This window comes from uncultured Methanobrevibacter sp. (assembly GCF_905235195.1).
Taxonomy (GTDB): Archaea; Methanobacteriota; Methanobacteria; order Methanobacteriales; family Methanobacteriaceae; genus Methanarmilla.
In genome coordinates, this window is record NZ_CAJOKH010000021.1 from 1 (window position 1) to 21,187 (window position 21,187).

The window sequence follows — 21,187 nt, forward strand, 5'->3', positions numbered from 1 at the left end:
TTATGAAAACACCATTATAAAATAAAATTAAATTAATTGAATTTAGTAAAAATAAGAGTTTTGTGCAAGTTTCTCGTACTAAATAATCTAGCACCCTATTAAATTTATTTAAAAATAAATTTGCCTATTTATTAGAATAGATTTTATCATAATATTCTTGGTATTGGCCAGTTTTAACAGAACTTATCCAATCTTGATTATCCAAATACCAATTAATTGTTTCAACAATCCCTACTTCAAAGGTATATTTAGGTTTCCAATTTAATTCATTTTGAATTTTTGTTGAATCAATAGCATAACGTCTATCATGACCTAAACGATCTTTAACAAATTGAATTAATGATTCACTTTTATCAAGTTCTTTAAGTATTAATTTAACAATGTCAATATTGGTTTTTTCATTATTTCCACCTATATTATATACTTCTCCAGTTTTTCCATTGTGAAGCACTAAATCAATTGCGGTACAATGGTCATAAACATGAAGCCAGTCACGAATGTTTAAACCGTCACCATAAACAGGTAGTGACTTATCTTCAAGTGCATTAGAAATCATTAATGGAATTAGTTTTTCAGGAAATTGATATGGACCATAATTATTAGAACAACGAGTAATATTAACTGGTAAATCAAAAGTGTTATGATATGCCCTAACCATTAAATCTGCTCCAGCTTTTGAAGCAGAATATGGACTATTCGGTTGAATAGGAGTTGTTTCTCTAAAGTATCCTTCCTCTGGAAGTGAACCATAAACTTCATCAGTTGAAATTTGAAGATATTTTTTAATATTATGTTTTTTTGCTACATCAAGTAGTACTTGAGTTCCAAGTACATTAGATTTAATAAATATTTCTGGATCTTCTATACTTCTATCTACATGGCTTTCTGCTGCAAAATTAATGACATAATCACAATCAGACACTATTTTATTCACTAATTCTGAGTCTCTAATATCTCCCTTTACAAAGGAATAATTTTCTTTATATTCTATATCCCTCAAATTTTCAAGGTTTCCACAATAAGTTAATTTATCTAAATTTATAAAATGATAATCCGGATATTTATCTACCATATATTTAAGGAAGTTACTTCCAATAAATCCTGCTCCACCAGTTACTAACACTTTAGCCATACAAACCATTCCATTAATAAATAAAGTAATAAATAATAATTTTTAAAAGTCTACTGGAGTATCTTTAAGAGGCTTCCAGTTTAAATCCTTTTCTGATAAAAGTAAATTTTCTTCCCCTACCTCGTCAATTGGCCAGTCAATACCTATATCACTGTCATTATATAAGATTCCACCTTCATCATCTGGATTATAAAAGTCAGTGCATTTGTAAACAAACTCTGCAACATCAGATAAAACTAAAAATCCATGGGCAAAACCCTCTGGAATAAATAATTGTTTGTTATTTTCTTCTGTAAGTACCTCTCCAACCCATTTACCATAGGTTGGAGAGTTTTTTCTTAAATCTACAGCTACATCAAATACAGAACCTTTAATAACCCTAACTAATTTACCTTGAGGTTGAGTATACTGGAAATGTAAGCCTCTTAAAACACCTTTTGATGATTTGGATTGATTATCTTGAACAAATCTAAGGTTAATTCCTTCAGCTTTAAAGTCATTTTCATTATATGTTTCCATAAAGTATCCACGTTCATCTCCAAATACTGTTGGTTCAACTGTAAATACTCCTTCAATATCCAATTTATTAATTTTAAATTTTCCCATAATATAACCTAGCTTCTTTTTATAATTTTAAATTTTAATAAATAGCTTATTTTAAATAAATTTTAGAAAATATGTTTTAAATTTAAATAAAAATTTAAATTAATTATATAAATATGATTATAATTACATATTAGCTAAATTAATTAAATACAGACCGTATTCAGTTTTCTTAAGTTCTTCACCCCTAACTAAAAGGTCATCTTTTGTAATATAACCTTTATAATATGCAATTTCTTCTAAACAAGCAACATATAATCCTTGTCTTTTTTGAATTGTTTCAATGAAATTAGCTGCTTCAAGTAGACCATCATGAGTACCTGTATCAAGCCATGCCATCCCTCTCCCTAAAAGTTCAACTTTAAGTTTCCCTCTCTTAAGGTATTCCTCATTAATGGATGTAATTTCAATTTCCCCCCTATAAGATGGTTGAACATTCTTTGCAATATTAACCACCTCATTATCATAGAAATAAAGACCTGGTACAATATAGTTAGATTTAGGATTTTCCGGTTTTTCCTCAATAGATAAAACATTCCAATCACTGTCAAACTCTACCACACCAAAAGATTCAGGGTTTTTAGTGTAGTAACCAAATATTAATGCACCTTCTTCAAGATTAGTCGCCCTTTCAAGTATTTCAGTAAATCTATGGCCATGGAAAATATTGTCACCTAAAATAAGTGCAACGTTATCATCTCCAATAAAGTCTTCACCTAAAATAAAGGCATCAGCCAAACCTTTAGGTTCGTCTTGAACCTTATAAGAGAATTTCATGCCTAATTTACTACCATCCCCTAATAATTCTTTAAAAAGAGGTAAATCTCTTGGAGTCGATATTATTAATATTTCTCTAATACCTGCTAACATTAAAATAGAATATACCATTGGTTTATCATAAATTGGTAAAAGTTGTTTTGATACAGCTTTAGTAATTGGATAAAGACGAGTTCCAGATCCTCCAGCTAAAATAATTCCTTTCATAGAAATTTTCACCTCTAACTATTTATTTAAAAATCATAATTACTTTTATAAATTTGATTTTCTATTTATAATTTAGTTTATAATTATAATTTATAAATTATAAATAATTATTATACATCCCATGGCCTTGTAGTATATCCTAATTCTTTAGCTAATTTCTCTTCCCATTGGTTTTTCTCAAATATATAATAATAATCATCTTTCTTATCTTTTAATTTTTCAGTTGCAACCTTATGTTTATGGTAAACATAAGATTCTGGACATTGATAAATTTTCAATTTTAAAATATGTCTAATGAAATCTGAATAAATTCTATCAGATCTGTAATGCCTTCCTAATTCAGCATCCAAACCTAAAGATGAATTATAAACATCTCTTTTAATATATGTACAGAAAAATGGAGCAAAATCCAATTCTAATAATTTACCATCATGGTAATAAGACATATTAACTATATTATGATGAAGCTTTGATGGTGTAACATCACAATCAAAGTTAAAATCACTATAAGGAACATGTTGCTTCATAAATTCAATACCCCCAGGCAATATTTCATGGGGGACAACTAATCCACAATCAGGTAAACTGTAAGCACAAGTTTGCATATGTTCAATAGCTCCTTCAAATAATACAGCATCATTATTCAAAAGTAAAATATCCGAATCATCATCAGATAAATTTATTCCCTGATTTACAGCATATGTAAAACCATAATTTACATCATTTAAAATCAGTTTAATTTTATTATCTGCCTCGATACTTTTAAGATAATCTTTGACTTTGCTGGTTGAATTATTATCAACAACTATAATATCAACCATATCACAATTATCCCAATGTAATATGGAATTAATACAATTTTTAATCACATTTAATGATTCATAACTTGGTATAACAACACTAACCTTTTTTTCAAGATCTTTATATGGCTTAGGAGTGTATTTATTTTTTTCAATTATTTTACTAGCATAATTATGATAATCTACTTCAATATCAGATAATCTATTAGAAGAGTTTTCTTCATAAAATCTTGAAAGTAAAAATGGAACTGAATACATCTTACAAAGATTACTAATTCTTAAAATATAATCCCAATCTACAAACCTCCAAAGATTTTCATCAAAATATCCAACTGAGCTGCAAACATCTTTTTTGTGAGCAAAACAACTCATATCTATATAATTTCTGTTGTGAAGCAGTGGTTTATTATATGATGCAAATCTTACACCGTATACCTCATCATCAAAATCCTTATACAAGAGTTGTCCGGAGTATATTGCATCTGCATCATCAATTTTAAAGAATGCTGCTACAACAGTTTCAAGATATTCCTTTTCCCATAGATTATCAGAATCAAGATAAGTAATTATTTCCCCTTTAGCAATTTTCAATCCTGTATTTCTAGCAGAAGCTACACCTTTATTATTTGTATGGCTTTGTAAAACTAATCTATCATCATCAATAGTCTTCAAAAAGTTTGAAGTCCCATCACTGCTACCATCATCAACAATAATCAATTCAAAATTTGAATAAGTTTGACTTAAAACAGAATCAATAGCTTTTTTTATAATATCTTTTCTATTATAAGTAGGCATTATTACAGATACTAATGGCAAATCATTAGAATTTGAAAGATTATCTCTTAAATATTTGCCTATATGATCCATAAATGAAAAACATCGTTTATCTTGTAAAACAAAAGGTGTTTCTATAATAGGATTAACAAATGAATTAATTAAATACTCATCAAAATTTATAAAATCAGCTTTCTTTCTAAAAAGTTTAAGATCCCTTTTTTGCCTTTTTAAATCAGCAGAATATACCTTTTCCTTTTTTCGTAATTTTTCATAATTAGATTTATAATACTTATAACTATTACTTTTTTTTAGAAAAAATTCCATAAACGACATTTAAACACCTACTATAAAAATACATTCAAATTAATTAGCATTATTCCAAACATTTATTACAAAATTCATAGTTTTATCAACACTTGAAAATTTTTCAACATCTTTTTGTGCTTGTTTTACAACTTCAAACAATTTATCATTAGATAAAGATACAATTTCTTTAATTTTACTTGCAAAAGCTTCTGGATTATTAGCTTCAGTTAAAAAACCATTCTTTCCATCTTCAATTATTTCAGGAATAGCTGAAACATTTGTTGTTATAAATGGAATGCCGTATCCCATTGCTTCAAAAATTACAGTAGGGAACCCATCCATATCTCCATTCTTTGAAACCTTAGATGGGCATACCAATAAATCATTTTCTTTTAAAACATTTCCAACCTCTTCAGGAAGTAATTCTCCCTTTATAGAAATATTATTACAATTTAACTCATCAATCAACTCCCTATATTCATTTTCCAATTTTCCAAAACCATATATTGAAAATTGTAAATCTTCATCTTCAAGTAATTTTGCAGATCTAATTAAGTCATCTACTCCTTTTTTCTCTACAAAACGAGAAATAGAAACTATATTTTTGATTTTACCCTCTTTTATATTTAAATCATGTATTTCATATTTTGTTGCCTGCCTTGTTATGAAAATTTTATCCTTTGGTACCCCATGATTAATTAAATAATTTTTATGAAACTCACTTAAAGTAAAAACCCCTTTACATAAATTAGATTGGGATACTTCATCAATATTGTTTATTAAAGCATATTTATTTATAAAAATATCAAATGCATGAGCAAAGAAGGTAAATGGGATTATTAATTTTTCAGCTATAGGATAAGTAAATTCATGACATATAGGATGTGCAAAATGGGTATGCATTAAATTTATATCATAATTAACTAATAATTTTTCTAATTCAATATAATTATCAAATGAAACAATTTTTACAAAGAAATCTAATTTTATAGGTTTTGAATGATTTTTACAGAAAACATAAATGTTATAACCATTATCAACTAACCATTTAACTTCATTAACAACAAAAGTTTGTGAATGTTCTGGAAAACTATCTAAAACATAAGCAATATTAATATCCTTTAAATCTTTATCAGGAGCAATTATCTGCAATGAACGTCTATCCAATAATTTTTTAAATAATGCACTTTCATCTTGAACTAATGCCATTTCCTTTTGAGCCAATGATTTTTCGTTTTGAGCCAATTTTTTTTCATGTTCTGCAGTTTTCAATGATTTTTCTAAATTTTTCCTAGTTTGATCAAAACTTTTTTGAGCCAATTTTTTTTCATGTTCTGCAGTTTTCAATGATTTTTCTAAATTTTTCCTAGTTTGATCAAAACTTCTATAAGTATACCTAAGAGTCCTAGCTAATCCTTCAATCTGTCTATTATTATGAGCAAGTTTATCTGCCAACTTATTAACTTGAGAGGACAGTTTGAGAATTTCCTTATCCTTCTGTTTTAATTCATTAGATTGAACAGAAATTTGTTTTTTGTAAACTTTTTCTTTATTAATTAAGTCCTCATAATTATTTTTATAAAAATTATAACTATTACTTTTTTTTAATAAAAAATCCATAAAAGACCTCCTATTATAAATTAAAATCATTGTATAAATTATTTAAAGAAATAAAACTTTGCTAATCATAAAAATATTATAAAAAATATAAAAAATTATAATGCATTTTTAATAGCTTCACTCATTTCCATAGTAGATGAACTTCCACCTAAATCAGGGGTAACATCTTTACCTTCAGATAAAACTTTTAAAACTGCATTTTCTAATCTATCTGCAGCATCTTTTTCACCAAGATAGTCAAGCATCATTTTTGCTGATAAAATCATTGCAATAGGATTTGCTATACCTTTACCGGCAATATCAGGTGCAGAACCATGTACTGGTTCAAATAAACCATTATTTTCACCAATATTTGCAGATGGTATAAAACCTAAACCACCAACAAGACCTGCTCCCTCATCTGATAAGATATCTCCAAAGAGATTAGTTGTAACTATTACTTCAAACTCACTTCCTTTAGTAATTAAATACATACTTGTAGCATCAACATAAAAATCTTCGGTTATAATACCTTCATCTTTATATTCTTCAGCTACTTCATATAATATTTTTTTAAATAAACCATCTGATTTTTTTAATACATTTGCCTTGTGAATACCTGCAACTTTAGTTTTACCATTAGCTTGTGCATATTCAAATGCATATCGAATGATTCTTTCTTCTGCTTCCCGGGTAATTATTCTTTTTGCGATTGCACCATCTTCAGTTTCTTCTTCCATATTAGCTATATATAAACCTTCAGTATTTTCACGTACTATCATAATATCTAAATCATCGAATAAAGCTTTAGTACCAGGATAAGATTTAACAGGCCTTAAATTAGCAAATAACTTTAAGGATTGTCTAAGTTTTACAATTACATCTGCAGCAGATTCTCCAGCAGCACCAAATAAACATGCATCTGAAGCTTTAACAAGATCAAGTGTCTCATCAGGTAATGCTACACCAGTTTTTTCAAGACAATCATCACCAGCATCTGCATAGGTAAAGTTAAAATCTACATCTAAGCCATCAAGGATATTGATAGCAGCTTCCATTACTTCGCTTCCAATTCCATCCCCAGGAATAACAGTTATTTCATACATTTTATCACTTATTAATTAATTTTTAAATTATATATTTGAATATTATAAATCTGGATTGTTTTTAATCCAAGGTATTAATCCACCAGTATTTAAGATATTTAACATAAATGGAGGTAATTTTTTAAATTCTACTTCTTCCCCAGATTCTGTTTTAATAATTCCATTTTCTAAATCTATATTGATTTTTTCCCCCTCAAAAACTTTTTCAGTTATTCCAGGAGCTTCCACAAGAGGTACTCCAATATTACATGCATTACGATAGAAAATTCTTGCAAATGACTCTGCTACAACAGCACTAATACCTAAACCTTTAATAGCCATAGGCGCATGTTCTCTTGAAGAACCACATCCAAAATTAGTTCCACCTACAATAATATCCCCTTTTTGTGCTTTTTTATCAAAATCAGCATCTAAACCTTCCATACAATGTTTTGATAAGTTTTCTTCATCATTATAGATTAAATATCTTCCAGGTAAAATAACATCTGTATCAATATCGTTTCCAAATTTCCATACTTTTCCTTCCATATTATAACCCCTATTAGATTAATAAATAAATTTACTCAGGTAAAGATATTTCTCCTTTAATAGCTGAAGCTGCAGCAACTTTTGCAGATGATAAATAAACTTCACCTTCTGGACTTCCCTGTCTTCCTTTAAAGTTCCTATTAGATGTTGAAAGACTAACCTCATCAGGTCCAATAAGACCGACATGTCCACCAAGACATGGACCACAACATGGATTTGTTACAAGGGCACCTGCATCGACAAATATTTTAATTAAACCTTCATCTAAACATTGGGTGTAAACCTCTTTTGATGCTGGTATAACAAGCATTCTAGTTCCATCTGCAACTTTATTTCCTTTTAAAATTTTTGCTGCATCCCTCATATCTTCAATCCTACCATTAGTACATGAACCTAAAAATACCTGATCAACTTGTTTTGATACTTCACTTACAGGTTTTACATTATCAACATGATGAGGACATGCTACTTGAGGTTCAAGATTACTTACATCAAATTCTATTGTCTCGAAACTAGCATCTTTATCAGTGGTAAAACCTTTATATGGCTTATCAGTTCTTCCTTTAAGGTATTCATCAGTTTTTTTATCCGCTTCACATAAACCGACTTTTCCACCCATTTCAATAGTCATATTAGATAAAACCATCCTATCAGACATATCAAAATTACTTATAGTTTGACCTACAAACTCACATGCTTTATAAGTAGAACCATCTGCACCTACATTACCTATAATATTAAGTATAAGATCTTTGGCAGAGGTGTTTTCTTTTAAATCACCGGTAATTTCATATCTAATAGTTTCCGGTACTTTAAACCATAATTTTCCAGTTGCAAATACCATTGCCATATCAGTTGAACCAATACCTGTTGCAAATGTACCTAATGCCCCATAAGTACAGGTGTGTGAATCAGCACCTACAATTACCTCTCCAGGTCTTACATGACCAAGTTCTGGAAGAACTTGATGACATACCCCTTGATTTACATCATAAAAATTAGTAATTTTTTGTTCTTTTACAAATTTTCGCATTAATATATGGTTATTTGCTGAATCTATAGAATCAGCAGGAACTTGGTGATCAAATGGAACGACTACTTTTTCTCTGTCCCATACTTTTTCTTTACCAATTTCTTCAAATCCTTTTACTGCAAGAGGACCTGTTAAATCATGAACCATAGCTATATCAATATTAGCCATTACAATTTCTCCAGCTTCAACTTTATCTTTAGCTGAAGCTCTAGCTAATATCTTCTCAGACATTGTCATTGCCATATTTTCTTCTCCATAATGTTAATATTAAATTTTTATTTTATATTTAATAATTAATAATCTTAAATAAACTTTAATTAAATAAATATATTAATTAATCAATTAAATTGATTTAATTAAGATTATAAGTGTGAATTATTTTATTATCAATTAATAAATTGATTTTTACAAAATTGTAAATAAATATTTAAAGTTAGACAATATGTCTAGTTTATTAATTATTATTAATTAAGATATAAAACAAATTTTCATATTATAATAATATATGACTTTTTTATTAAATAAAAGTAAGTTAAATTTTTAAAAAAATTCAATTAATATTTTAAAAAAATAAATTATAAAAAATTAAAATTAAAGAAAGATTATTATATTTTATACAAATTACCAAAGTTAAATAGCTTTATATAATCTGGCACATTATCTATAATATTTTTAGTATCAAATATTATTGGATTTTCCATATTTTCTTTAAATAGACTATAATTTAATTTTTTAAATTCATCATGGTCTGCAAGTATTAATGCTATTGATGCATCCTGAAGTGCCTCATCAAGTGATAAAAATTTATCTCCAATAACATGAGGATCATGTATACCTACAGTGTAACCTTCTTTTTCAAGATTTGATATTATTTCAAATGCAGGAGACTCTCTTGTATCTCCAGTATTACCTTTATAAGATACACCTAAAATAGCTATCTTAGGTTTATATTGTTTTGTATGTTTTTGAATGATTAATTTTGCCTTATCAGAAGTAAACTGAGGCATACTATTATTTGTATCCCTTGAAAGCTTGATAATATTTGCATCTTCTGGTGCTTTTGAATAGATAAAGTATGGATCTATTGCAAGACAATGACCTCCTACACCTGGACCTGGATTGTGTATATTAACACGAGGATGTTGATTTGCAAGTTCAATAACATCCAATGTATTTACACCAATTTTAGCACATATCTTAGTAAGTTCATTTGCAAGTGCAATATTTACATCTCTAAATGTATTTTCCATACATTTAGATAGCTCAGCCGTTTTAGCTTCAGTTTTTAAAAGTTTACCTTTAACAAAAATCCCATATGCTTCGGCTGCTTTTTCTGTACATGCATCTGTTACTCCACCAATAATCCTATTATTGTTTACAAGTTCATACATGATTTGGCCTGGAAGAACTCTTTCAGGACAATGTGCAAGGTAAATATCAATACCAACCTTAAGACCAGACTTTTCAAGTAGTGATTTGATAGATTCTTCAGTTGAACCTGGAGCAATAGTAGATTCAATAATAACCGTATTACCACTTTTAAGATAATCTACAATAGATTCACATGCATTTATAACATAACTTAAATCACAGCTAAGATTTTCAACTAAATAGGGGGTTGGAACTGTTATAATAAAAACATCTGCCTCTTCAGGAGATAGGGATGCATGATATCTACCTTCAACAATAGCATTATTTATACTTTCACTAATACCTGGCTCTTCAATATGTACAATACCATTATTTAAATCATCAATCATTTCTTTATTAATATCAACTCCAACAACATCACAATTATGCTTTGCAAATAGTGCTGCAGTTGGAAGTCCAATATATCCCTGACCTACTACACATACTTTCATTATAATCCTCCAATCTTTTAAGTAAACATTTTAATAATTTGATAAAATTCATAAAATTCTTAAAGCTAAAAAATCTTTAAATTTATAATTTATCATATACAAATTATGATTATATTTATTATATGCTATTGATATATTTTTTACTAAATTTTAAGAAATTATAAACTTAAAAATATTGATAATATGAAAATGTTAATGTGGTGAATTAATGAAAATATTAATAACTGGTTCAGAGGGAATGTTAGGTACCGATTTATGTAATGTACTTAAAGATGAAGATTTGATTGTAACTAATCATAAAACATTAGATATAACAAAATATGATGAGGTTTTAGAAAAATTCAAAAGTTTAAAACCCGATATAATTGTTAATTGTGCTGCTATGACTGATGTTGATGGTTGTGAAAGCCAAATAGATTGGGCATATCAATTAAATGGAGAGGCAGTTAAAAATCTCGCACTTGCAACAAAAGAAATAGATGGAACATTAGTCCATATAAGTACAGACTATGTTTTCAAAGGAGATAAAACACGTCCTTTACGTGAAGATGATGAACTTGGGCCTGAATCAGTTTATGGTAAAAGTAAACTTATGGGTGAAGAATATATTCAAGAAATTCTAGATAAATACTTTATTTTAAGAACTGCATGGCTATATGGTAAAAATGGGCCAAACTTTATTGAAAAGATGTTAAGCTTATCTAACCAATATGACAGTTTAAAAGTTGTAGAAGATCAAACAGGTTCACCAACATTTACAGTTGACCTTTCTCATGCAATAGCTGAAGTAGTAAAGTCTGATAAATATGGAATATACCATGTTACAAATAAAGGTAGCACTACATGGTATGATTATTCAAAATTAATATTTAAAAAGAAAGGTATTGATGTAGAGGTTAATCCAGTAAGCTCTGATGAGTTTGCAGCTGCAGCTACACGACCTCATTATTCAGTTTTATCCCATGAAAAATGGATTGAAAATGGGTTTAGTGAGCTTAGAGATTACAAAGAAGCTCTTGATGAATATTTAAACTTGTAAAAATATTTATATTAAAATTTTTTATTGGCTTTTAAATTATTTATTATAAAAAAATTTTAAATCCAATTTTAAAATAATATATAAATACATTTATTTACTTATATAAAAATAATAAATATTTATAAATCACTATTATTTTCTTAAATTTTAAAATTAAATTGTAAAAATATAAAAACAAAAAAAATATTAGTTTAATTATTTATTTAGTTTAAAAATTTTAAAAGGTTTTAATATGAAATTAACAGTTATTGGAACAGGTTATGTAGGGCTAGTGACCGGAACCTGTTTTGCTGAAATGGGAAATAAGGTTTATTGTGTAGATGTTAATGAAAAAATTATAAATAACCTTAAAAATGGAATTATTCCTATTTATGAGCCTCAACTTACTGATTTAGTTATTGAAAATCAAAAAAGATCTAACATTACCTTTACAACCGATACAAAAACTTCACTTGAAAATTCGGATATTTACTTTATAGCAGTTGGAACTCCAATGAATGAAGATGGAAGCTGTAATTTAACTTATGTACGTAATGTTGCAAGTGAAATCGGTCAATATATGGATCATGATTGTTTTGTTGTTATTAAATCAACTGTTCCAGTTGGAACATCAGATGAGGTAAAATCAATCATTAATGAAGAACTATCCAAAAGAGGAGAATCATTTAATTTTAAAATGATTTCAAATCCTGAATTTTTAAAAGAAGGGACAGCTGTAAATGATTGTCTACTTCCCGATAGGATTATTGTTGGTTTTGAAGATCAATCATGTAAATATGTTATGGAAGATTTATATGAACCATTTACTGATACAACCCGTAATATGTATTTCATGAACATTAGAAGTGCTGAACTTACAAAATATGCCGCTAATGCTATGCTTGCATCTAGAATTTCATTTATGAATGAAATGGCAAATATTTGTGAGATGACTGGTGCAAATATTGAAGACATACGTCTTGGAATTGGAACAGACAAACGTATAGGCAGTCATTTCTTACATGCAGGATGCGGATATGGTGGAAGCTGTTTCCCAAAAGATGTCCAAGGAATAATTAGTATTGCAGAGGAAAATGGAATAGACCCTAAACTTTTAAAAGCAATTGAAAATGTTAATTTTAATCAGAAATTATCCTTAGTTAGAAAAATTATAAATCATTTTGGTGAGGATTTAAATGGGCTTATATTTGGTCTATGGGGTTTATCATTTAAACCAAATACTAATGATATGAGAGAAGCTAGTTCCATTACACTTATAAAAGAGCTTACAAAAAGAGGAGCTATCATACAAGCATATGATCCTAAAGCAATTGATGAGGCAAAAGAAAAATATCTAAAAGATAATGAAAATCTTGTTTATTGTAATAATAAAAGTGATGCAATAAAAGATGCTGATGCTATGATACTTGTTACTGAATGGAAAGAATTTAGAACTCCTGATTTTAGGGAAATTAAAAAATTACTTAAAAATCCAGTAATCTTCGATGGACGAAACCAATATAATCGTGAAAGACTTCGTGAATTAGGATTTATTCATTATCAAATTGGTATTAAATATACTGATTAAAAGTATCAATTAAATAAAAATTAAATAAAAAATAAAATATTATTTAAATTATACTCAAATATAAGACATAAATATTAAAATATTAAAAAATAAATTATGAAAATTTATTAAAAAATTAAGAGGTAAAAAAATGAATAGAATACAATGGGCTGCAATTTTTGTTATATTAATTATGGCTTTAAGTGGTGTAGCATATTTCATGACATTTTTCTTTATTTAAACAAAACTGAAAAATTGATAAAAGCAATGATAAATTAAAAAATACCATTAATTATTAATTAAAAATATAATTATATTTATTTGGAGGAAAAATAATGGCAAAATATAAAATCGGTGCAGTTGTTGCAGAATTTAACTTTGATATTAATCAAATGATGTTAGGTCTTGCTAAAGAAGAAGCTAAATCAAGAGGAAGTGAAATTACAAAAGTATTTATCTCACCAGGTGTCTTTGATATGGCACTTCCTATTAAAAAGTTACTTGAAAGAGATGATATTGATGCTGTAGTAGCATTAGGCTCTGTAATTGAGGGTGCAACAGACCACGACCAAATTGTAGCTCAACATGCAGCACGTAAAATAACTGATTTATCTTTAGAATATGATAAACCTGTAACATTAGGTATTAGCGGCCCAGGTATGACCAGAATTGATGCTCACAGACGTATTGATTATGGTAAAAAAGCTGTTGAAGCTGCTATTAAAATATTAGATAGAATTGAAGAACTTGATTAAATAAAATAATAAATATATTGATTTATTGATAATTTTTTTATTAAAAATTTAGAAATTCTAATCGATTAATATTTATTAAATTATTAATTTGTTTTGATTTTTATTATAAACTAATTATTCCTTAATTGAATTAATTATTCCTTAATTTAATTAATTATTCCATCTTACCCTAAATTAAATTATAAATTAATTTTTTATAAAACTAAAAAAAAATTAGATAAATTTAAAGATTTAAATCTATTTATTTTACTAAAATTCATATAAATTTTAACAAATTTAATTTAAACTTATATTTTAGATGATTTTATGGAAATTTTAAAACCTGAAGATTTAAAGAAAAGGTATAATGATCCTTGGATTGCACCATATCAGAAAGTTATTACTATGGTAGATAATGATACTGTTGAGATAGTAGAATATCATTCATGTATATCTGGTTCACATTGGCTTGTAAACCAATATAAACATTCAAGTCCACTAATAGATATAGCATTTCGTGATGGAAACAAACATGTGTATATTTGTAAAATTGGTAAATCCCCTTTAAATTTAGAGGCAAGTTATAATGCTGCTGGTATTGAAGAGATTAAAGTTGAAAATGATGAAGTTAAAGTAACCCACTCTGGCCTTGCAGGTGCAGGAGTTGGAGCTGCAATGTGTAGAGGTATGGGTGAAGGTGTTAAATATATTGAACTTATTAGTGAAGGTGGAGGTTCAAAGCTTGGAAAAGCAACAGTTGTAAGTGAAAAACTTTCAAAACTTGTAATTGGTATTGATGATACTGATATTAAGGATAAAGGTGCAACTTGGACTATGGCACATAATATAGGAGAAGAATTAAAAAGTGAAGGTTTCCAATATTTAGACCATGTAATTTGCCAATTATATCCTAAAAATCCACATAAAACGCAAAATTGTGTATCTATTGCACTAATATTTGCTGTAAAAGAGGAAGATAAAGAAAAACTTATTAATCGTGTAATTAGTCTTTTAAAAAGAGACACTCTCTCTCAAGAAACATCTATTGCAATACTTGAAGGAATTAAAATACCAGAAAAATTAAAAGAATATGCACATCAAACTAAAACTGGTATGATGGATGTTGAAAAATGTGAAAATCTTGCCAAAGAATTAAATATTAAATTAATAGCTGTTACAGGAGACCATGGAAAAATTGGTGCCCTTGCAGCTTTAGGATTATATAATGATCCTGATGAAGCAGTTAAAATTTATAAATAAATTTTAATCTTCATAAAACATATTTTAAACTTTATTTTAAAAACTTTTATAAGAATTAGACATTTTTATTTAATTTTTTACTAAATAAAATATAAAAAGAATATTTAATTATCCTTTTATAAGAAGAAAATATCTGTATTGATTAAACTATAATATGTTTTACTGCCTATCATCACTAGAACCAGTATCTGTAGTGTTAGTTAAAATATCTAAAGATTCCCTATCTGTTAAAATAAAATTTAAAAATATTCCATCTTCCGAACTTACAGCGTTTCTAACAGATAATGTATCGCTTTTACCAATAAGTTCTATATTATGCTCACCATAGGTAAAATTAATAGAATTATTAGCACTTATATCTTCACTTTCAAATTCACCTAGATACTCATCATTGACCTGTAAAACATAGGATTGATTTTCTTTAAATATTGCAGAACTTGATGTAATTAACTCATCATCAATGTAAATGTCAAAAGAACTAGCATTTCTTGATTTATAAGCAACTTTATAGTATTCTGTAATATCATAATCTAAAGTACTTGTATTAGCCATTCTTACAGAATGAATTACTTTTGATCCACAAAATACATTAGGAATACGACTATTAGATATTATATCACCAACATGTACTCCCAAATCAGAGCGAGCATTTGCAGGTAGTCTTAAATTATCAGCTTCATCACCCATAGTTTTATTAATTGAATAAGACTCATTTTGAATAATTATAGTATCACCATAACTCATTTGAAGGGTTTGAAGGGCATGATAAGGCATATGAATTAAATTTGATTCATTTTCAAGAGCATTATCAACAACATATGGCCCTCTAACTGCAATATGATTTTCTGAACCCTGACCAAAAATAACAATATTTCTTGAGGTTGCCTCAATGGATATTTGGCCATTATCACCAATAGTAGCTGCAGACATAAATGTTGAAATCATAATCACCAGTACAAAAAACACAAAAATAATTGGCAAATGCATTTTAATAAATGATTTAGCAAAATTTCGATTATTCTCTCGCTTAAATAGTCTAATAGAGTTAATAATTAATTTTACCAAATAAAATACTGCCTCTATAAGACCAAATACTCCAATTAATAAACTTAATTGAAATGGAACAGGAGGAACAAAGAATAATAAAAATAGACCTAAAATAATTAATGATAATCCGAGAATGGACATTCTAATATAATTTCCTAAAGTATCTATCATGGCTACACGGCCATAGGTCATTGCACGTATAATTATTGATCTTACAACCTCATTTGCCATTTCATGTAAGTCACTAAGTGGTGACATATCATGTTTTATCACCCCAATATCCACTTCATAAATTTTTATACCCCTAACCTCAGCATCAAGAACAATACCTACATCTACACCATAATCCTTTTCAAATTCCATTTTCTTTAATAAAGAACGTTTTGCAGCAAATTGTCCACTTAAAGGTTGTTCATAATCAACTTCAGGGAAAAAGAATTTTAAAAGAGGTTTGGCAGTAAGTTCAGTTACACGACCACTTTCTCTTGCAAATTTAGTTTTGGTAATATCAGCATTACCTTCTAAAATTGGTCTAATAAAACAGTCTACTTTTTCAGAGCTTAAATTTTTAATATCACCATCAATAAAAGCAACTACATCTGCATCACTAACATCAACACCTGTTTTAATAGCTGCACCTTTACCTTGATTATTTTTATGAGTAATGACTTTAGCACCTGCATCTATTGCAACAACCTCAGTATTGTCAGTGGAACCATCATTGACTACAATAACATTATCAATATAATCTAACTCTTTAATTACATTAATAACGTGAGCTACAGATTCCTCTTCATTATATGCAGGAACAATTGCATCAACAGTTAAATTTTTATTTATTGATGAATTATTCTTTTTAAAAGCCATTATTAACCTCACAAATATATTTGACTTAAATGATTAAAATACATAAAAATCTAAATAAATATAATTTACTTTTTTACTCCTCATATCTTACTTAGTATATTTAATTATGAATAATATTTAATTATTAGTATATAAAATAATTAACTAATTTTCAGATTCTTTAATCTTATCTAGAATTTCAGGAAATTCCTGTAAGATATTTTCAAGTTGACTATCATTACCTCCTTCCTGATTAACTGCCCATAAGGTATGTGATTTAGTAAGACCTAATTGACGAGCAACATTTACATAAATTAATTCATTGTAATTTTTTTCCATTGCAGTGATTTTAGTATCATTTAATACAGCCATAGTCCAAAACCAAATATCATCAGCTAATGGACATAATTTTTTAAATAAATCTTCATTTAAAACTGTTTTTGATAATGAATTAGGGAAATATAATATACCACCACTACCAGTTGGGAAATTTAAAAATGATGTCTTAGGATTTTCCCTTACCAAATGCCAATTTGCATATTCTTCAATTTCCCCATTATCAGATAAACTAATAGCTCTAGATCTACAACTTACAATTGTATTAGGATGTTTGTTGTATGTCTGCCACATATTTTCTAACCAATCTGGAGGATAAAAAATATCATCATCTGCTGTTACAATATAATCATTAGGATATTCTTGAAGGGCAGGGATTAATTTTTTATATGATCTAATATCTTTATACCATTTAATTGTTAAACCATTATCTTTAAATTTAAGTATGTGTTTAGGAATATCATCCTCTTTATTTGGAAATTGCTCTTCAGCTAAATATAAAATAACTTTTTTAGCCTTTAAATTTTGATTTAACAGTGAATATATACAAAATTGGATATCATCCATACGTTCTGGAAATGAGGTTAGAGAAATTATTGGAAGCTTACTATTTCTAGCACTGTCAATTCCCAATTCATTAAAATTAGAAATTTCCATACTCAATTGCTTTTTATCGATAAAATTAGTTTTACGTCTAATATTCTCCTTATATATATCAAAAATTTCAATATGATTAAAATTAATAACAAATATGTAAAACTTGTATAATTTATATGGAATTTCGCTGAGAATATCTGAATCTAATTCCATTTTGAGAAATTCATCTCTCATTTTATTGTAATATTCTTCCCGAAACTCTTGAGAAAGTAGATTAAAGTTTGCATATGACTCATTAATTTTAAGTTCTGCAAAATTAGTTTTAAATTCATCAACCTTATCATATTTAATTAAAATTTCCTCAACTAAATCAAATACATCAAAAATTACTAAACGTTTATTATAACTTGTTTTTTTATTTTGAAGAGAATCCTGATTTAATCTATTATAGTGATGTAAAATTTCAGGAAGATAAGAAACTTTTTTAGCTAAAAACAATGTTTCAACATGGAATGCAAAATCTTCAAAAAGTCTAAAGTGAAATATAAGATTATTATCTTTTATAAGAGATGCTTTAAAAAATTTATTCCATACAACAAACTGATTGTTCATTACAAGTCTTTTATTATAAGTATAATCAAAAACAAAATTACTATAATCTTCCTTGTCAACTGGTAGATAAATTTTATTTATTGTCTTATTACTTTTTAAATGTTCAATAAAGTTAAAAAATACAATTTCTGAATCATTTGAAACGGCATGATAATATAGTTTTTCTAAAGCATCTAATTCAATCCAATCATCTGAATCTATAAAATAATAATACTCCCCACTTGCTATTCTAATTCCATGATTACGAGCTCCGCTTAATCCCTGATTTTCTTGAGATTTAATTATTATTCTATTATCCCTTTTAGCATATTCTTTAAGAATTTCCAAAGATGAATCTGTAGATTCATCATTAATACAAATAATCTCTATATCATCTAAGGTCTGATAAATTATACTATCTAAACACCTTTGCAGATAGTCCTCAACATTATAAACAGGAATAATAACTGAAACTTTAACCATTTTACCGCCTTTAAAATAGATATATGATATTAATAATGATTATTTAAATTGACTTAGTTTCCTTAAAGGTTTTGTAACTTTCCAACTAGTTGATGACTCAATAAGCTCATTTTGCTTTCTAAGATTTTGTATATCATCTTCTAAATACTCGATTTTCTTATGCAAAAACTTATTTTCCTTTTTAGTTCTATCTAAATCTTTCCTTAGCTCAAGAGAATTTTTATCAAAACGATTAATTTGAACTTCCATTCGCTTATTATCTCTCTTTAGAATTCTATTCTCTCTTTTATAAGTATTCATTTCTATATCTTTCTCATGAAGTTTCTTTTCCATTATAAATAAAAATTTTTTAGTATTATTAGAAATAAAAATAGATTCTCTCAACTGGTCTTCTAATTGAGTAATTTCATCATTTGAAGGTGAAACTTTTCCATTTATTTTATCTTCTTTTTTATTATTAAATTCATTAGAATTCATTTAAATCTCCACGTCAATATTACCTATTTTAATTATATTATATAAAATTATACCTTATTTTTAAAATTATATAAGTATTATATTAGAATTTCAATATTATAAAAAAATAAAAAAAAATATTACAACACCTCGAAAATTTAAAAATTTTAAAATATTATGAGTTAATTATAAACTGATTTATGATTTTACAGATTTTATATTAAATTTTTTTTAAAAATTTATTTTTGATAGAGGATTAAGTCATCTTCACAATAAAGATTCTCTCCATTATTTAAAGATTCTAGAAATTCATCAATGTGTAACTTATAATCTTCAAAATTTTTACTTGAAAAAATAAATATTAATTCAAATAATAAGTCTTTAGGAAGATAATGTTTTCTTATTAAATCCATTTCAATAAGCTCATCTTTATAATTATAGAACTCTTCAACAGTTTTACATTCCCTAATCATCCGTATGAGAAAATAAGCATTAAAATAATAAGCATTATTTTGTAAAAATCCTAATATGTAGATATGATTATGAAAAGCATCTTTAAATCCTTTATAAATATCTGTATCATTATTTTCTATTGCATATTTTAAATCACTTAATAATAATTTTCTAAATCTATTAGAGTTCTTCTTAAATTTATGAAAGGCCAAAACTTTAATAACCCTTTTATAATGCTCCATATAATCATATTTGAAATTAGAATTTTTAAATTTATTAAAATATTCTTCATTATCCTCCAATAATCCATAATAATCTATAGACATTATATATACTTCGGAAATTGTAGTTAAGACCTCTGAAAGGAAAACTGGACCTTCCCCTATTGTTAAATTAGGGAATTTAATATTGTTTTTAATTAACATGTCTTTTTTATAAATGTTTTTATAATATGCCCATGGAAGTCCATAATGTTTAGGCCTCATAACATTCTCAATAAAAAAATATTCCAAGTCATTTGCCTTATAACGAGGGTCCTCTATAAGTTTACCTTTAGAATCCAAGATTTTTAGATTAGCTGATACCATATCTGCATCAAATTTTTTTGCCTTTTTATAAAGTTTATTTAAAGCCCCTTTATCAATAAAAATATCTCCCGGATTTAAAAATGCAATATATTCACCTGAACAAGAGGAGATTGCTAAATTACGTGCTGCAGATGATCCTTTTTCAACCCCACTAAGAATTTTAATAAAATCGTATTTTTTTGATAAATCATCTAATAGCTTGTGTGAATTATAACCAGAATTTGTACTAATACAAATTAATTCAATATCTTTTAAGCTTTGATTGTTTACACTTTCAATAGATTTTTCAATCAAATTATTAATATCATACACAGGCATTACTACAGATACTTTAACCATAAAATAACCTCAATATGTGTTAATTAGTTTTTTTATTTTTATACTATTTATACAATGCTGTCAAGCTAAGAAAATTTTGATTTTTTAAAAGCTATCTTGAATGTTTGCTTTGCATTTTTTATGATAATATTTATCTTTTTCTC

At 27.0% G+C, this 21,187-nt stretch carries 17 protein-coding genes; 4 read left to right on the forward strand and 13 right to left on the reverse strand.

Annotation, left to right across the window (positions count from 1 at the left end; genetic code table 11):
• Positions 1-124: 124 nt before the first annotated feature.
• From rfbB to QZ146_RS03275, 9 genes are all read right to left on the reverse strand, one after another.
• Complete coding sequence (gene rfbB, locus QZ146_RS03235) at positions 125-1,132, reverse strand: dTDP-glucose 4,6-dehydratase (protein WP_295722216.1); 1,008 nt, start codon at positions 1,130-1,132, stop codon at positions 125-127.
• Positions 1,133-1,174: 42 nt separating this feature from the next.
• Positions 1,175-1,738: a dTDP-4-dehydrorhamnose 3,5-epimerase gene (rfbC, locus tag QZ146_RS03240; RefSeq protein WP_295722217.1), complete on the reverse strand. Its 564-nt coding sequence runs from the start codon at positions 1,736-1,738 to the stop codon at positions 1,175-1,177.
• Between the two features lie 123 nt (positions 1,739-1,861).
• Positions 1,862-2,719, reverse strand: coding sequence for a glucose-1-phosphate thymidylyltransferase RfbA (gene rfbA / locus QZ146_RS03245; RefSeq protein WP_295722218.1), 858 nt, complete (start codon positions 2,717-2,719; stop codon positions 1,862-1,864).
• A 110-nt stretch (positions 2,720-2,829) separates the two neighbouring features.
• On the reverse strand, positions 2,830-4,629 hold the full coding sequence (locus tag QZ146_RS03250) for a glycosyltransferase (protein WP_295722220.1): 1,800 nt from the start codon (positions 4,627-4,629) through the stop codon (positions 2,830-2,832).
• Positions 4,630-4,659: 30 nt separating this feature from the next.
• The gene (locus tag QZ146_RS03255) at positions 4,660-6,222 is read right to left on the reverse strand and encodes a glycosyltransferase (RefSeq protein WP_295722221.1); all 1,563 of its coding nucleotides are present in this window, start codon (positions 6,220-6,222) and stop codon (positions 4,660-4,662) included.
• A 95-nt stretch (positions 6,223-6,317) separates the two neighbouring features.
• Complete coding sequence (locus QZ146_RS03260) at positions 6,318-7,307, reverse strand: isocitrate/isopropylmalate family dehydrogenase (protein WP_295722222.1); 990 nt, start codon at positions 7,305-7,307, stop codon at positions 6,318-6,320.
• Between the two features lie 42 nt (positions 7,308-7,349).
• On the reverse strand, positions 7,350-7,835 hold the full coding sequence (locus QZ146_RS03265) for a 3-isopropylmalate dehydratase small subunit (protein WP_295722223.1): 486 nt from the start codon (positions 7,833-7,835) through the stop codon (positions 7,350-7,352).
• A 31-nt stretch (positions 7,836-7,866) separates the two neighbouring features.
• Positions 7,867-9,111, reverse strand: coding sequence for a homoaconitase large subunit (gene hacA / locus QZ146_RS03270; RefSeq protein ID WP_295722224.1), 1,245 nt, complete (start codon positions 9,109-9,111; stop codon positions 7,867-7,869).
• A gap of 362 nt (positions 9,112-9,473) precedes the next feature.
• Positions 9,474-10,730, reverse strand: coding sequence for a nucleotide sugar dehydrogenase (locus tag QZ146_RS03275; RefSeq protein WP_295722225.1), 1,257 nt, complete (start codon positions 10,728-10,730; stop codon positions 9,474-9,476).
• A gap of 208 nt (positions 10,731-10,938) precedes the next feature.
• Between QZ146_RS03275 and rfbD the strand changes: the two genes are divergently transcribed.
• From rfbD to mmp11, 4 genes are all read left to right on the forward strand, one after another.
• On the forward strand, positions 10,939-11,769 hold the full coding sequence (rfbD, locus tag QZ146_RS03280) for a dTDP-4-dehydrorhamnose reductase (RefSeq protein WP_295722226.1): 831 nt from the start codon (positions 10,939-10,941) through the stop codon (positions 11,767-11,769).
• Positions 11,770-12,001: 232 nt separating this feature from the next.
• A complete protein-coding gene (locus tag QZ146_RS03285) occupies positions 12,002-13,336 on the forward strand; it encodes a UDP-glucose/GDP-mannose dehydrogenase family protein (RefSeq protein WP_295722227.1) in 1,335 nt (444 codons plus the stop codon).
• 314 nt (positions 13,337-13,650) lie between these two features.
• Positions 13,651-14,070, forward strand: coding sequence for a 6,7-dimethyl-8-ribityllumazine synthase (gene ribH / locus QZ146_RS03290; RefSeq protein WP_295722228.1), 420 nt, complete (start codon positions 13,651-13,653; stop codon positions 14,068-14,070).
• 306 nt (positions 14,071-14,376) lie between these two features.
• Entirely contained in the window at positions 14,377-15,309 is a 933-nt protein-coding gene (mmp11, locus tag QZ146_RS03295) for a methanogenesis marker protein 11 (RefSeq protein WP_295722229.1), read from the forward strand.
• A gap of 159 nt (positions 15,310-15,468) precedes the next feature.
• Here the strand turns inward: mmp11 and QZ146_RS03300 are convergent, their stop codons facing one another.
• From QZ146_RS03300 to QZ146_RS03315, 4 genes are all read right to left on the reverse strand, one after another.
• A complete protein-coding gene (locus QZ146_RS03300) occupies positions 15,469-17,223 on the reverse strand; it encodes a glycosyltransferase (protein WP_295722230.1) in 1,755 nt (584 codons plus the stop codon).
• 144 nt (positions 17,224-17,367) lie between these two features.
• Entirely contained in the window at positions 17,368-19,209 is a 1,842-nt protein-coding gene (locus QZ146_RS03305) for a glycosyltransferase family 2 protein (protein ID WP_295722231.1), read from the reverse strand.
• 39 nt (positions 19,210-19,248) lie between these two features.
• Positions 19,249-19,686, reverse strand: a complete 438-nt coding sequence (locus tag QZ146_RS03310; protein WP_295722232.1) for a hypothetical protein — start codon at positions 19,684-19,686, stop codon at positions 19,249-19,251.
• Between the two features lie 218 nt (positions 19,687-19,904).
• Positions 19,905-21,044, reverse strand: coding sequence for a glycosyltransferase family 2 protein (locus QZ146_RS03315; protein ID WP_295722233.1), 1,140 nt, complete (start codon positions 21,042-21,044; stop codon positions 19,905-19,907).
• Positions 21,045-21,187: the final 143 nt, after the last annotated feature.